14 protein-coding genes are annotated in these 14,739 nt (G+C 63.0%); 6 read left to right on the top strand and 8 right to left on the bottom strand.

From position 1 onward, the window contains the following. Position 1 precedes the first annotated feature (1 nt). Positions 2–1,000, top strand: coding sequence for a LacI family DNA-binding transcriptional regulator (locus KLP42_RS07130; RefSeq protein ID WP_215565527.1), 999 nt, complete (start codon positions 2–4; stop codon positions 998–1,000). Between the two features lie 6 nt (positions 1,001–1,006). Here KLP42_RS07130 and KLP42_RS07135 read toward each other — a convergent pair whose 3' ends face one another. The 4 genes from KLP42_RS07135 to KLP42_RS07150 are packed head-to-tail and all read right to left on the bottom strand — an operon-like array spanning position 1,007 to position 5,113. Beyond that, on the bottom strand, positions 1,007–1,759 hold the full coding sequence (locus KLP42_RS07135; protein ID WP_215565528.1) for an ABC transporter ATP-binding protein: 753 nt from the start codon (positions 1,757–1,759) through the stop codon (positions 1,007–1,009). After that, the gene (locus KLP42_RS07140; protein ID WP_215565529.1) at positions 1,753–2,820 is read right to left on the bottom strand and encodes a FecCD family ABC transporter permease; all 1,068 of its coding nucleotides are present in this window, start codon (positions 2,818–2,820) and stop codon (positions 1,753–1,755) included. Before KLP42_RS07140 ends, KLP42_RS07135 begins: the two co-directional genes overlap by 7 nt. After that, a complete protein-coding gene (locus KLP42_RS07145; protein ID WP_215565530.1) occupies positions 2,820–3,953 on the bottom strand; it encodes an ABC transporter substrate-binding protein in 1,134 nt (377 codons plus the stop codon). Before KLP42_RS07145 ends, KLP42_RS07140 begins: the two co-directional genes overlap by 1 nt. A 56-nt stretch (positions 3,954–4,009) precedes the next feature. Further along, positions 4,010–5,113 carry an ABC transporter substrate-binding protein gene (locus tag KLP42_RS07150; protein ID WP_502941282.1) on the bottom strand — a complete coding sequence of 368 codons (1,104 nt, stop codon included), beginning with the start codon at positions 5,111–5,113 and terminating at the stop codon, positions 4,010–4,012. Positions 5,114–5,259: 146 nt separating this feature from the next. On the opposite strand from KLP42_RS07150, the gene KLP42_RS07155 reads away from it, so the two are divergent. Beyond that, the gene (locus KLP42_RS07155) at positions 5,260–6,063 is read left to right on the top strand and encodes a class I SAM-dependent methyltransferase (protein WP_215565532.1); all 804 of its coding nucleotides are present in this window, start codon (positions 5,260–5,262) and stop codon (positions 6,061–6,063) included. A gap of 27 nt (positions 6,064–6,090) precedes the next feature. Here KLP42_RS07155 and KLP42_RS07160 read toward each other — a convergent pair whose 3' ends face one another. The 4 genes from KLP42_RS07160 to KLP42_RS07175 are packed head-to-tail and all read right to left on the bottom strand — an operon-like array spanning position 6,091 to position 9,975. Beyond that, complete coding sequence (locus tag KLP42_RS07160) at positions 6,091–6,999, bottom strand: ROK family protein (RefSeq protein WP_215565533.1); 909 nt, start codon at positions 6,997–6,999, stop codon at positions 6,091–6,093. Beyond that, on the bottom strand, positions 6,996–8,180 hold the full coding sequence (nagA, locus tag KLP42_RS07165) for an N-acetylglucosamine-6-phosphate deacetylase (RefSeq protein ID WP_215565534.1): 1,185 nt from the start codon (positions 8,178–8,180) through the stop codon (positions 6,996–6,998). The genes KLP42_RS07160 and nagA overlap by 4 nt, the downstream gene beginning before the upstream one ends. After that, complete coding sequence (locus KLP42_RS07170) at positions 8,177–9,199, bottom strand: SIS domain-containing protein (protein ID WP_215565535.1); 1,023 nt, start codon at positions 9,197–9,199, stop codon at positions 8,177–8,179. Before KLP42_RS07170 ends, nagA begins: the two co-directional genes overlap by 4 nt. 26 nt (positions 9,200–9,225) lie before the next feature. Then, positions 9,226–9,975, bottom strand: a complete 750-nt coding sequence (locus tag KLP42_RS07175) for a GntR family transcriptional regulator (RefSeq protein WP_215565858.1) — start codon at positions 9,973–9,975, stop codon at positions 9,226–9,228. Positions 9,976–10,447: 472 nt separating this feature from the next. Here KLP42_RS07175 and KLP42_RS07180 point away from each other — a divergent pair, with 472 nt between their 5' ends. The 4 genes from KLP42_RS07180 (at position 10,448) to KLP42_RS07195 (ending at position 14,642) form a co-directional block, all read left to right on the top strand. Then, positions 10,448–11,629, top strand: a complete 1,182-nt coding sequence (locus KLP42_RS07180; protein ID WP_215565536.1) for a Gfo/Idh/MocA family protein — start codon at positions 10,448–10,450, stop codon at positions 11,627–11,629. Between the two features lie 13 nt (positions 11,630–11,642). Further along, positions 11,643–12,527 (top strand): carbohydrate ABC transporter permease, encoded by an 885-nt coding sequence (locus tag KLP42_RS07185; protein ID WP_215565537.1) that lies wholly within the window; start codon positions 11,643–11,645, stop codon positions 12,525–12,527. Next, on the top strand, positions 12,524–13,384 hold the full coding sequence (locus KLP42_RS07190) for a carbohydrate ABC transporter permease (RefSeq protein ID WP_215565538.1): 861 nt from the start codon (positions 12,524–12,526) through the stop codon (positions 13,382–13,384). The genes KLP42_RS07185 and KLP42_RS07190 overlap by 4 nt, the downstream gene beginning before the upstream one ends. A gap of 82 nt (positions 13,385–13,466) precedes the next feature. After that, entirely contained in the window at positions 13,467–14,642 is a 1,176-nt protein-coding gene (locus KLP42_RS07195) for an ABC transporter substrate-binding protein (RefSeq protein WP_502941283.1), read from the top strand. The last annotated feature ends 97 nt before the right edge of the window (positions 14,643–14,739 follow it).

Below are 14,739 nucleotides of genomic sequence, written 5' to 3' on the forward strand. Positions count from 1 at the left end.
CATGCGCCAACCGACCCTTGAAGAAGTTGCCGCCGCCGCCGGAGTCAGCAAGATGACGGCCTCCCGCGCCCTGCGGGGCGCCGCGGACGTATCGGCCGAAAGCGTCGCGAAGGTCCGCGCCGCGGCCGAACGCCTCGGCTATGTCGGCAACCGTCTGGCGCTCTCGCTTTCGGCGAGGCGCACCAATCTCGTCAGCGTCGTGGTTCCGAGCATGTCCAACATCGTCTTTCCGGAGGTGGTATCGGGCATCACCCTCGGGCTTGAGGGTTCCGGCCTCCAGGCGGTGTTCGGTATCTCGGACTATGATCCCGACAAGGAGCGGGAGGTCATTCGCAACATGCTCTCCTGGCGTCCGGCAGCCCTGATCATCACCGGTCTCGATCAGCCGGAGGAAACACTGGCGCTTCTGAGGCACATCGACATTCCGGTGATCCAGCTGATGGACCTGGACGGCGAACCGCTCGATTTCAACATCGGCCTGTCGCATCACGCCGCCGGTGCGGCGATGGGGCGGGCACTGATCGCGGCCGGACGCAGAAGGTTTGGCTATATCGGCAGCATGCTGGGCCGGGATCTTCGCGCGGCCAAGCGGCGCGAGGGCTTTGCCGAAGCGCTTCGCGACAAAGGGCTTGAGTGGATCACCAGCAGCATTGCGCCGGACGCATCCTCGGCCCTGCTCGGCAAGCAGTTGACAGGGGCGCTGCTGGCCGGCGGCCGCGACATCGATTGCCTTTACTATTCCAATGACGACATGGCGGCCGGCGGCCTGTTTGCCTGCATGGAACTGGGGATTTCGGTGCCGTCCGACATCCTGATCGCCGGTTTCAACGGCCTGGATCTGGCCGATGCGCTGCCGGTGCAGATCGCAACCTCGCGTTCGCCGCGCCGGCAGATGGGGGAGGCGGCCGCGCATCTGGTGCGCCGCGTCTTGAAGGACGGACGAGAAGGCGTCGAGCGCGTCATTGCCTTCACGCCCGACATCGTCCTCGGCAACGGATGAGGAATTCTACGCCGTGCCGTCCACGATCACCAGCGGGCGCCCCTGCGTGCAGTTTTCCACCCGGGCATCGACCCGGTAGACGGACCGCAGCATGTCCGGCGTGATGACATCCAGCGTCGGGCCGCTTGCCAGCAGGCGGCCGCCGGAAATCACCATGGTCTGCGCGCAGTAGCGCAGCGCATGGTTCAGGTCATGCAGGGCGATCAGGACGGCCATGCCTTTTTCCGCCGCCAGTTGCCGCATGAACTCCAGCACCTCGATCTGGCGGAAGAGGTCCAGAGCAGAGGTGGGCTCGTCCATCAGCAGCACTTCCGGCCGGCGCACCAGCGCCTGGGCAATTGCCACCAGCTGGCGCTGCCCGCCGGACAGTGCCCCGAGATCGCGAAAGGCGAGATCCGAAATGTGCAGCGCCTTCAGCAGCCGGTCGATCTCCTTCAGGTCGTCCTCGGCCACCCGCCAGCCGCTGCCCTGCTTGGCAGCGAGCAGGATGGATTCATAAACGGTCAGCACCGCATTGGCGCCGGTATCCTGCGGCATGTAGCAGATCGGCCGAAAGCCTTCGCGCACATCCTCGACCTGCACGACGCCTTCCCCCTTGAGAAGACCGGCGATCCGCTTGAAAAGCGTGGATTTTCCTGCCGCGTTGGGGCCGATCAGCGCCGTCAGGGTGCCGCCCTTCAGCCAGTCGGTGGAGATGGCCTCGAACACCTGGGTCTTGCCATAACGGGCACCGACCTCCTCGAGCTTCAGGGCTACCATGCGCGCCTCCGATTGGTGAAGATCAGCGAGAAGAAGAAGGGGACGCCAACCAGCGCCGTAATGACGCCGATCGGCAGGATCGCACCCGGGATCAGCATCTTGGAGACCACCGAGGTGGTCGACAAAAGCAGCGCCCCACAGATCACCGAGCCCGGCAGGAAGAAACGCTGGTCCTCCCCCACAACCATGCGTGCAATGTGCGGCCCGACAAGGCCGACGAAACCGATCGTACCGACGAAGGAGACCGGGATCGCTGCCAGCAGGCTGACCAGCAGCATGGTTTCCAGCCGCAGCGAACGCACGTTGACGCCAAGGCTCGCCGCCTTGTCGTCGCCAAGGCGAAGTGCCGTCAGGGCCCAGGCACGGCGGGCAAACAGCGGCACGCAGACCACAAGTACCGCAAAGGTCACAGCCACCTTGCCCCAGGTCGCCTTGGTGAGGCTGCCCATGGTCCAGAAGACGACGGCGGCCAGCGCCTGTTCGGAGGCCAGGTACTGAAGCAGGGACAAGAGCGCATTGAAGGTGAAGACAAGGGCGATGCCGAGAAGAACAATGGTTTCCACGGTCACGCCGCGCAGCGTCGAAACACCATAGATGAACAGCGAGGCAAGCATCGCCATCAGGAAGGCGTTCATCGGCACCATGAACTGCACGGCCGCCGGAAACACGGCGACTCCGCCGACCAGCGCCAGCGCCGCGCCGAAGCCGGCCGCGGCGGAAATGCCGAGCGTGAACGGGCTTGCCAGCGGATTGGCAAGAATGGTCTGCATCTGCGCACCGGCCAGCGACAGGCACGCTCCAACCGTCACCGCCATCAGCGCGATCGGCATGCGGATATCCCAGACGACGACGCGCAACTGGTTCGGAACCGAAGCCGGCGTAAAGATCGCCGAAAGCACCTCGGAGAGCGAATAACGCGCCGGGCCAAGGCTGATATCGACCGCGACGCTGAGGGCGAGAGCTACGCCAAGCCCCACCAGCATGAGGATCCGGCGGGCCGCAAGCGCGCGATAGCGACCGCGCGCCTCCATGCCGGCCTCTTCCTGAACTGCGACTGCCATCAGTGTCCGCCTTCTGCAAGCGATGCGAAATAGCCGGACTTGTAGGTCACCGGCAGGAACCTGTCATGGAAATCCCGGAAGGTCTCTTCAGGATCCAGATCCGCGAAGAGTTCGGGATGGAACCACTTGGCGAACTGCTGGATCGGCACGAACTCGTAGGGAACGCCATAGAACTGGTGCCAGACGGCATGCACATGGCCCTCCTTGACCGCCTTCAACTCCGGAAACGGGGTGCGCTGCATCAGCGCAGCCAGACGCTGCCGCGCAAGGCTCATGTCTGCACCGCGCCCGACCGGGACGAACTGGTTGATATCGGATTCCGCCGCCCAGTTGGAGCCAGTGACGATCACATGATCGGGATTGGAAACCACAAGCTGCTCGGGATTGAGGTCGCCGAAGGTGGTGCCGATAACGCCGTCGGCAATGTTGCGCCCACCGGCGGCATCCACCATGGCCCCGAAATTATAGGGGCCGAAGGTACGGCAGCAGGTATTTTCCCCGGAAATGCCCGGCGCGCGCTCGATGAACACCGTCGGGCGCTTCAGATCCTTGACGGCGGCAAGGCGGTCCGTCACGCGGGCGATCTGTTCGCGCCGATAGGCCTTCAGCGCCTCGGCCCGGTCGGTGGCGCCAAACAACTGCCCCAGGATATCGATCGACCGTTCAGTGTTCTTCTCGGGGTCGAGACGGAAGTCGAGATAGACCACCTTGACGCCGGCCGCCGCCAGTTTCTCCTCAAGCCCGCTGTCACGCGCCGATTTCTGGGATTCGAGATTGAGCGTCAGGACATCGGGTGTCAGCGAGATGGCCGTTTCGAGATCGAAGTCGCCCTGCGGAATGTAACCGAACTGCGGAAGGCGGGCGATCTGCGGGAAGCGTTCGAGGTAGGCGGCATAGCTGTCGGGATCCTTCTTGAGAAGGTCGTCGCGCCAACCGACGATGGTATCGAAGCTGTGTTCGCCCTTCAGGGCGGCAATCACATGGATCTGCCGCGCCTCGCCGACGATGACCCGCCTGGCCGGCAGGTCAAGCTCGACCGTGCGTCCCGCAACATCCGTCAATTGTGCGGCCAGAGCCGCAGGCGCCCAAAACGCCAAAAGGGCGAAGACCGCCCGCGCAACAAGCCTGAACATTCAGGTCTCCCCTGATAATGAACCGGCAGGCCATTGGCCTGCCGGCGGAAATCGACTTACTTCGGGTCGTTGAGCGAGACGAAGTAACCGGTGTGATAGTCCACGGGCAGGAAGCGCTCGTGCAGTTCCTTGAAGGTCGCTTCCGGGTCCAGGTCCTTGAACAGGTCCGGATGCAGCCACTTGGCGATCTGCTGGATGGCGACGAACTGGTACGGGTTGTTGTAGAACTGGTGCCAGATGGCATGCACATTGCCTTCCTTCACCGCCTTGATGTCGGTGAAGGCCGGACGCTGCATCAGTGCCGCCAGCTTCTTGCGCGCCAGCGCCTTGTCCGCCCCCGGACCGACGCCGACCCAGTTGCCGCCCGGAACATAAAGCTCCCAGTTGGCGCCGGTGACGATCACCTGATCCGGATTGGAGGCGATGATCTGCTCGGGATTGACGGTGCCGAACGTGCCCGGAATGATCTTGCTGGCCAGGTTCACGCCGCCGGCCATTTCCACCATCTTGCCGAAGTTCTCGGCACCGAACGACATGCAGCAATCGTCGCTGTAGCCGCCGGCGCGTTCCATGAACACCACCGGCTTCTTCAGGTCCTTGGCCTTGGCGATCACGTCGGTCACGCGGGCGATCTGCGCGTCATGGAATGTCACGAATTCCTCGGCCTTCTGTTCCTTGCCGAACAGCTTGCCGATCAGGCGCATCGAGGGATCGGTGTTTTCAAGCGACTTTTCGCGGAAGTCCACATAGACCAGCGGGATGCCGACCTTGGAGAGCTTGTCGATGTAGCCGCTCTCTTCGGTCGCAGACTTGGCGTCGATGTTCATGATGATGACATCGGGCTTCAGCGTCACGGCCTGCTCGATGTCGAATGTGCCGTCCTTCATCCCGCCGAAGGTCGGGATCTTGGCCATTTCCGGAAATTTCTTGAGATAGATGTTGTAGCCGTCGAGGTCAGCCTTCTGGAAGTCGTCACGCCAGCCGACCACGCGCTTGAACGGCGCTTCCGTATCCAGGGCACCGGTGAAATAGATCTGGCGACCTTCACCAAGGATCACGCGCTCGACAGGAACGCTGACCTCAACCTCACGGCCGGTGATATCCTTGACCTTGATCTTTTCGCCCGCTTCAGCCACACCCGCGAGGAATGCGAGCGAAATGGCCGCAGCCGTTGCGACGCCGGAAATTTTGAACACCTTTGCCTCCATGTATGGAATTTGGGCGCTTCTATGATTTTATGAGTTTTCAAGTCAACAAATATCTTTTAGAACAATTCCAATCATTTAGTTGAAGTGGATCCCCTCTCATGCAGCAGTTGGCGGTACAGACGAACTACAACCTCAAGGACGAAATCAAGGCCTACTGGTCGGCACGTGCCGAGACCTTCGACGAACAGCCAGGACACGAGATCTTTTCCGATGCCGAACGGGCGGCCTGGCATGCGCTGATCCGCCGCCATCTCGGCGACGGCGAGGGGCGCAAGGCGCTCGATCTCGCCTCCGGCACGGGCGTGGTCTCGCATCTGCTGGATGATCTCGGCTTTTCCGTCACGGGGCTCGACTGGGCGGAATCGATGCTGGAGCGCGCCAGGGCCAAGGCGAAGGCGCGCGGCCGCTCGATCCGCTTCCTGATGGGAGACGCGGAAGCCACCATGGAGCCGGACGACAGCCATGACGTGATCACCAACCGGCATCTGGTCTGGACCCTGGTCGATCCGGCTGCGGCCTTCCGCGAATGGCACCGGGTGCTGAAGCCCGGCGGGCGACTGCTGATCGTGGATGGCGATTTCGTCAATCCGGGTATCGTTGCGCGCATCGCCGGCCGGCTGGCGACGGTGCTGGCACGGCTCGGCATTTCCGACAAGCGGCCGGCGCATGGGCCCGGCAAGGCCCTCGCGGAAACGCATCGCAGCATTCTGTCGCGCGTCTATTTTTCCGAAGGCGCGCGGGCAGAGGCGGTCGCGGCGCTGCTGCGCGAAGCGGGCTTTTCGCAGGTGACGGTGGATACCAACATGCGCGCCATCCACCGCGCCCAGCGCAAGAACTTCAGCCTCCTGAAGGGGCTCGAGCGCGCCACCCAGCACCGCTATGCGATCTGTGCCGTCAAGTGAGCCGCGGCAAGCCGCCGTTGTGCGGACTCAGGGCCTTCCCTTCAGCCCGAGCAGGGCGGCACCGATCAGGCCTGGCTCGATCAGGCACTCGGCCCGCACCACCAGCGGGCGGTTGAACCGCCGCAGAATGCGGCAGCGCACCGCCCGGTCGATTTCGGCAAGAAGGGCCGGCGCATTGGACAGCCCGCCGCCCACCGGCATGATCGTCGCACCGGTAACATTGGCAACAAGCGCCAGCGGCCCGGAAAGGACATCGACATAGACATCGATGGTGCGTGCGGCGCGCGGATCCTGATCGGCCCAGGCCCGGATGATCTCCTCGCTCGTCAGGGCCTCGTCGTGCAGATGGGCGTGCAGCTTTTCCAGCCCGCGCGCGCTGCAGGTGGCATCGATGCAGCCGGAGAGGCCGCAGCCACACTTGAACCGCGGCAGACGCGCCGGCGGATGGCCCGCCTCGGTTGCCGCAACAGGCCCATGCCCCCATTCTCCGGCAAAGCCGCCCTCGCTGTTGATCAGCCGGCCGTCGATCACCAGGCCACCCCCGACACCGGTTCCGAGAATGACGCCGAAGACGACGCGATGTCCGCGTCCGGCTCCGATCCCCGCTTCGGCCAGCACGAAACAGTCCGCGTCATTGGCAATCAGCACCGGCAGGCCGAGTGCGGCCTCCAGATCCGTCTTCAGCGGTCGACCGTGAATGCATGGCACGTTCGCAACGACCGCCAGCGCGGTATCCGGATCGATAATGCCGGCAATCGACAGCGCCACGCAGTCCGGCCGCTCGCCGGCCGTGTCGATGACGCTGCGCAGGACGCCGACAAAGGCATCGAAATCGTCAAGCGGCGTCGGCAGGCGCGGAACCGGGCGAATATCTTCCGCGCCATAGGCAAGCGCGCCCTTGATCGCGGTGCCGCCGATATCGAAGCAGACGATCATGCCGGGGCTCCCGCATCGCTTTCATTGGCACCGTACACCATGGTGCCGCCGATCCAGCTCGACAGCAAGGCCAAGGACGGATCGAGCAGCAGGAAATCGGCCGTGTTTCCGGCAATCAACTGGCCGCGATCGCGCAGCCCCATCGCCTCGGCCGGATAGAGCGACGCCATGTTCAGTGCTTCGGCGAGCGAAAGGCCGAGGCGCTGATGCGCGAACCGCACGCAGGACAGCATGTCGATATCGGCGCCGGCAAGCGTACCGTCGGCCAGCGTCAGACGGCCATCGCGCCGGTAAACCCGTCGGCCATTCAGGTCGAAGCCGGGCTCATCGGTGCCGATGGTCGACATGGCGTCGGTCACCAGGAAGATCCGGCCGGGGCCCAGCTTGGCGCGAAGCGCAATGCCCATGCTCACCGGATCCACATGAAAGCCATCGGCAATCAACCCGCAGGACAGAGCCCCGCTTGCCAGCGCTGCGCCGACGACGCCCGGCTCGCGATTGCCCATCTGGCTCATGGCGTTGAACAGATGCGTGACCATCGAGGCGCCGGCGCCGACATAGGCCGCCACCGTTTCGGCCCCCACATCCGTATGGCCGAGGCTGACCACATAGCCGGCCTCCCTCAACGCGCGGACCTGGTCCGTCGTGACGTTTTCCGGCGCTATCGTGATGAGGGCCTGCCCGAAGCTGCCGACCTCTGCCGTCAGCGCCGCCAGATCCTCCGCCGTCATCGGCCGGATGAGGGCCGGGTCATGCGTGCCCTTGCGGGCGAGCGACAGATGCGGGCCTTCCAGATGCAGGCCGAGATAGCCGGGCAGGCGGCGCTGCTGCGCGAGCCGACCGGCCGCAAGCGCCCTGTCACGCACATCCGGACGGTCGGTGATCAGCGTCGGCAGAAGTGCCGTCGTGCCATAGCGGGCATGAGCAGCGAGGATGGTCGCGATACCTTCCACCGTCGGCTCGTTGTTCAGCAGAACGCCGCCGCCGCCATTCACCTGCAGATCAATGAAGCCGGGCACCACAAGGGCGCCGCCGGCATCCTGTCGCGGCAGATCGGGCAGGGGGCCACGGAGGGGCAGAACGCCGGCGATCACGCCTTCGGCAACCACCAGAACATGGTCGTCAAGGAAACGCGCACCATCGAAAATGCGTCCGCCGGCAAGGATGAAGCGATTGCTCATCGGGTCTCGGTCACTTTCTGCAGGGCGGCGGGCTTGTCCGGATTGAAGCCGCGACGGCGCGACAGCGCCTCCACCATGCCGTAATAGGGAATGATCAGGCAGAGCGCGTCGGTGAGCGGATGGCCGGTCTCGATGAAGGGCAGCACCGCCGGCCCCCGGCCGCTCGCCGACGTCAGATAGATCGCCGCCTTCTTCGCCACAAGCTTCGATGCGGTTTCCGCGACCGATGCCTCTGCCTTGTCGCGCGCGGCAAAGGCGATGACCGGAAAGGCATCGGCAACCAGCGACACCGGCCCGTGCAGCACTTCAGCCGAGGAATAGGCTTCGGCATGCAGTTCGCAGGTCTCCTTGCATTTCAGCGCCGCTTCCGAGGCGATGGCAAGCGAGGGACCACGACCCAGCATGTAGAGCGAATCGGCGCCGGCCAATGCCTCGACCAGCATGCCCCAGTCGAGCGCAAGGGCCTTCTCGAACTGGCGCGGAAGCTCCGCCACGGCCGCCGCCAGGCTTGCGTCTTGCTTCCATGCCGCGATGATCGCCAGACCGGCCACGATGGAATTGACGAAGGATTTGGTTGCCGCCACCGCGATCTCCGGCCCGGCCTTGATGTCGAGCGTGATCGAGGCCGCCTCGGCAAGTGGCGAGGGAACGGTGTTGACAAGCGCAACACTCAAGGCACCGCCTGCCTTTGCACTTTGCGCGAGAGAAACGATGTCCGGGCTCGCACCGGACTGCGACACCGCCAGCGCCGCCGCCCGCGCCAGTTTCAGGGGCGCGCCGTAGATCGAACTCAGCGACGGGCCGATGGAGGCGACGGGAATGCCGAGTTCCAGTTCGACCGCGTATTTCAGGAAGTGCGCCGCGTGATCGGAAGAGCCACGGGCAATCGTCACAACCACGGCCGGATCGCGCGCTCGCAATGCGGCCGCGGCCTCGCGGATGGCATCGGCCGAGGAGGACAGCAGGGACGCGGCAACGGCGGGGATCTGATCGATCTCCTGACGCATGATGGAAGACATGGGAAGGGCCTTTCGGAAGAAATGGATCAGGAGCCGATGGTCAGTTCGGCCACGAGGTCATAGGCATCGCTACGGTAAAGTGCGGTCGACACTTCCATCACGCGCCCGGTTTCGAGATAGGCGATGCGCTGGACAGAAAGCGCTGCGGAGCCCAGCGGCACGCCCAGCAGTTCTGTCTCCTCGTCCTTCAAAAGCACCGCGCAGATACGCTGGTTGGCACGCATCGGCCGGATGCTGCGCTGGGACAGCGCCTGATACAGCGAGTTTTCGATGCCATCGGGATCGGGCAGGATGTCATCCGGCAGGCTGGTGCGTTCCAGCGCGATCGGCATGTCATTGGCCGTGCGCAGGCGCGTCAGTCGCGCCACGCGCGCATTGCCGGAAAGACCGAGCGTCATCGTCTCTTCCGGTGTCGGATGAAACAGGCCGCGATCCAGCCAGCGCGATCCGGGCACCATGCCACGCCGGCGCATGTCCTCGGAAAAGGAGGTCAGCCGGTTCAGCGTCTGCTGCATGCGCGGCACCGGCTTGACGACAAAAGTGCCGGAACCGCGCCGCCGCACCAGCAGGCCCTGGTCGACCAGATCGTCGATCGCCTTGCGCACCGTCACGCGCGAAATCGCCGCGGCATCGGCAATGTCGCGTTCGGCCGGCAGGGCATCGCCATGCTTCAGCCGGCCGGAAACCACCGCCTGCTCGATCATGTTCTTGAGCTTCAGGTAGAGCGGGCCGCCGCGCACATTCTGCAGATCCGCCAACGGGAGGGCGTCATCCATGGCCATGCGCGCATCCCTCTCGGAAAGATGCCGAGAACCCCTGCTGCCCCATCCCTTTCGCCTTCCTCTCCGTGGCCACCGTTGGACCCTGTTCCGTTATCGGTTGAAACGCGACAATACCAATGAAGTGCCAAATCCGCAAATGGTTTCAGTTTCATGGCGAGAGCAGGCCCTTTCCTCGTTGCGGCGATCGAATTTCGCTGGTTTTTCAACACACGATCGGAAAATTGGATGGGACCAGTAGACGATTGGCATTTTTTTGGTATTGTTTATTAACAGGAGCCGCGGCAAGGCTCCCGTTCTCGCGAAAACTGGCAGGCCTCCACGAGGAAAGCCCAGGCGGAAACCACGACGCATGCCGATCATGAAAATGAATTTCATGATTTTGCGGATTTGTCGTTTTCCGGTTGACGAAAACGGGCACATGCCACAGGCTAAGAAAAATAATTACGAAAACAGGGAACATGCTGTCATGAAGGTCGCCATCATCGGACTCGGATTCCGTCTGGGCTATCTCGGCGTCGTCTTCCGCGAGATCGACACGGATTTCGAGATCGTCGGCTATGTCGACCCGGCGCCTGCCGGATTGGCGCGTCTGACCGAGGCCGGAATTTCTCCTGGCAAGGCCTACGACACGCCGGAAGAGCTGATTGCGTCGGAAAACTTCGACCTGCTGATGATCGGCTCGCCCAACCACATGCATCTCGAGCATATCCGCATCGGGCTCGAGGCGGGCCTGAAGGTCTTCACCGAAAAGCCGATCGTCATCTCCATCGAGGAGAGCCATGCGCTGGCAAGCCTCCTCAACACCCATGGTCATGACCGGCTGCTCGTTGGACTGGTGCTGCGCTATTCGCCGCTCTACCGCGACCTGCGCGACGCCCAGGCGTGCGGATTGCTGGGCGACGTCGTCTCGATCGAGGCCTCGGAGCATATCGCGCCCTATCACGGCGCCTTCTTCATGCGCGACTGGCGCCGCTACGCCACCTATACCGGCGGCTTCATGCTGGAAAAATGCTGCCACGACCTTGATCTTTACAATGGCGTGGTGGGCCAGCGCCCCCGCTTCGTGGCAAGCTTCGGCGGCCGCAAGAGCTTCGTGCCTGAGAACGCGCCGCAACAGGCCGGCATCAACGATCTGGAAGTCTATCATCGCAAGCCGAGCGGCTGGATGGGCTCCGACAAGGTGTTCGACAGCGACGGCGACATTATCGACTACCAGACCGCCATCGTGGAATACGAGGGCGGGGCGTCGATGACATTCCACACCAATCTCAACGTGCCCGACGAATTCCGCCGCTTCTGCGTGATCGGCGCAAAGGGCATGGCCGAAGGCGATTTCGTGCGGGGTTATCTCGACGTGCACGACGCGCACACCCGCGAAAAGCGGATCGGCAACCGCTATCAGGCTCCCTCGACCAAGTCCCAGCATTACGGCGCCGACGAGCAGATGGCGGCCGATGTGCTGGCCCACATGCAGACGGGTGCCGCACTGCCGGTCTCTGCCCTCGACGCGATCGAGGCCGGTATTCTGGCGCTTGCCATGGATGAGGCCCGCCAGAGCCGCAAGGTGGTGGATCTGGCGCCGGTCTGGGCGCAGTTCGATGCCTGCCTGCATGGTGGTGCCGCCGCACCCCGCGCCAAGTCCGCGTAAGGGGGAAGCTCTCATGCATGCCAGACGCAGCGCTGTCATCTTTGCCTGGATCCTGCTGGCGCCGGCGCTTCTTTATGTCTGCGCCATCGTTGCCTATCCTCTGGTGGACACCTTCATCCTGTCCTTCACCGACGCGTCGCTCCGCAAGACCACCAACTGGGTCGGCTGGGAAAACTACGACAAGATCTTCAATGCCACTTTTGCGGAGGTCATCACGCGCACCTTCGTGTGGACCTTCTTTTCGGTATCGATCAAGATGATGATCGGCACCTTCGGCGCCGCCATGCTGAACTCCGCCGTGCCAGGCCGCGCGCTGTTTCGCGTGCTGACCATGCCGCCCTGGATCGTGCCGATGGCCATCGGTATCTTCATGTGGGGCTGGATGTATAACGGCCAGTTCGGCATGATTTCCGGCCTGCTGCAGCGCTTCGGCCTGACCGACGGCCCGATCGCCTTCCTCGCCTATGGCAACACCGCCTTCTGGGCCACGATCATCACCGATGTGTGGATCGGCGTGCCGATGGTGACGCTGTACATGCTGGCCGCCATGCAGGCGATCCCTCAGGATCTCTACGAGGCCGCGTGGACCGATGGAGCAGGGCGCTTCTACCGCTTCCGGCGCATCACGCTGCCGCTGCTGGTGCCGGCCATGATCACCATGTCGATGCTGTCGCTGATTTCCACCTTCAATTCCTTCGACATCATCTGGATCCTGACGCAGGGTGGCCCGAACGGCGAAACCACCACCATGATCATCGACACCTATCGCACCGCGATCGGCTCGAAGAAATATGGCGAGGGTGCCGCGCGAGCCGTGCTGATCTGCATTTTCCTGTCGATCTTCTGCCTCTGCTATTTCCGCGTCACCAGCCGCCTTGCCACGGGAGAAAAGCAATGAAAGAGCCCGCGCAGCTGATCAACCGCTACAAGTGGTACGAGATCCTCGGCATCTATTGCGGCATCTTCGTCTTTCTGAGCTTCGTGCTTGCGCCCTTCGTCGAAGGCTTTCTGGTGTCGCTGAAGCCGCTCAGCCAGCTGTTTTCCTCGCCCTACCGCTTTGTTCCCGAAAACGGCTCCTTTGCCGCCTACAGGACGATGTGGGAAAGCGTGCCGGGCTTCGGCCGCTACATCTTCAATTCCTTCTTCATTTCCGGCATCGTGACCACCGTGGTTCTGTGCATGGTGGTGCCGGCGGCCTATGCCTTCGCCCGCTTCGAGTTCAAGGGCCGCGGCGTACTGCTTGCCGCTTTCCTTGCGGTCAACATGTTTTCCGGCGCGGTTCTGCTGATCCCGCTGTTTCGGCTGATGCGCAGCTTCGGCGTGCTGAACACCTATTTCGCCATGATCGTGCCTGGCGTCGCCTTCCTCATTCCGTCGGCCATCTGGCTGTTGCGCACCTATATCATGCGCATTCCGAAGGAACTGGACGAAGCGGCCTATGTGGACGGCGCCAGCCACTTCTACACGCTGCGCCGCGTGATCCTGCCGATCGCCATGCCCGGCATCACGGTGGTTGCCATTACCACCTTCATCGGCTCCTACGCGCAGCAGTTCATCTTCGCGCTGACCTTCAACGCCAAGACGGAATACATGCCTTTGCCGGTCGGGCTGTTTGCCTATTTCGGCCGCCAGGAGGTGATCTGGAACGAACTGATGGCTGCAAGCTTCGTCGGCATCGCGCCCGCCATGATCGTGATCTTCTTCCTGCAACGCTATCTCGTCAGCGGGCTCACCGCTGGTGCGGTGAAACAATAAGACAACCAAACAGAACGGGAGCATAAACGTGACAATGAGCATCAGAACTGGGATTTTCGCCGCCGCCCTCGCCAGCACCACCATGCTGAGCGCGTTCGGCGCACACGCCGCCGACAAGGAGATCTCCTGGATCTACTGCGGCGACAAGATCGATCCGATCCACGAGAAATACATCAAGGTCTGGGAAGAAAAGAACCCGGGCTGGAAGGTTGCGCCGGAAGTCGTCGGCTGGGCCCAGTGCCAGGACAAGGCAACGACGCTGGCTGCCGCCGGCACGCCGGTTGCCATGGCCTATGTCGGCTCGCGCACGCTCAAGGAATTCGCCCAGAACGACCTGATCGTTCCCGTCCCGATGACGGATGCGGAAAAGAAGACCTACTATCCGAACATCGTCGACACCGTGACCTTCGACGGCACCCAGTGGGGCGTTCCGATCGCCTTTTCCACAAAGGCTCTCTACTGGAACAAGGACCTGTTCAAGCAGGCAGGCCTCGACCCGGAAACACCGCCGAAGACCTGGGCTGAGGAAATCGCGTTTGCCAAGCAGATCAAGGAAAAGACGGGCATTGCCGGTTACGGCCTGCCGGCCAAGACCTTCGACAACACCATGCACCAGTTCATGCACTGGGTTTATACCAACAACGGCAAGGTGATCGATGGCGACAAGATCACCATCGACAGCCCGGAAGTGCTGGCCGCGCTGAAGGCCTACAAGGACATCACGCCGTATTCGGTCGAAGGCGCCACCGCCTACGAACAGAACGAAATCCGCGCCATCTTCCTTGACGGCAAGGTTGGCATGATCCAGTCCGGTTCGGGCGCGGCGTCGCGCCTGAAGAAGACCAACATCAACTGGGGCATCGCCCCGCTGCCGCTCGGCCCCTCCGCCAAGGGCGAAGGCACGCTTCTGATCACCGACAGCCTTGCCGTATTCAAGGGCTCCGGCGTCGAGGACAAGGCAATCGAATTTGCGAAGTTCATCACCTCGCCCGGCCCGCAGGGTGAATACGAACTGCAGGGCGATGCCGGCCTCACCCCGCTGCGTCCCTCGCCGCAGGTCGATGCCTTCGTGGCCAAGGATCCCTTCTGGAAGCCGCTGATCGACGGCATCACCTATGGTGGCCCGGAACCGCTCTTCACCGATTACAAGGGCTTCCAGAACGTCATGATCGCCATGGTTCAGTCGGTTGTCACCGGCCAGGCAGAACCTGAAGCGGCCCTCAAGAAGGCCGCCGCCGATCTGGAACAGTACAAGTAAGATCTGACAGCCATGGGGGATCGCGTCGCAGATGCGCGATCCCCTCCCTCATATTCGTGATGCGCCGCGCGGCCGCTCGTTCCGGCGAACGGAGACT

Origin of the sequence: Rhizobium sp. CSW-27, assembly GCF_018760785.1 — a bacterium.
Taxonomy (GTDB): Bacteria; Pseudomonadota; Alphaproteobacteria; order Rhizobiales; family Rhizobiaceae; genus Neorhizobium.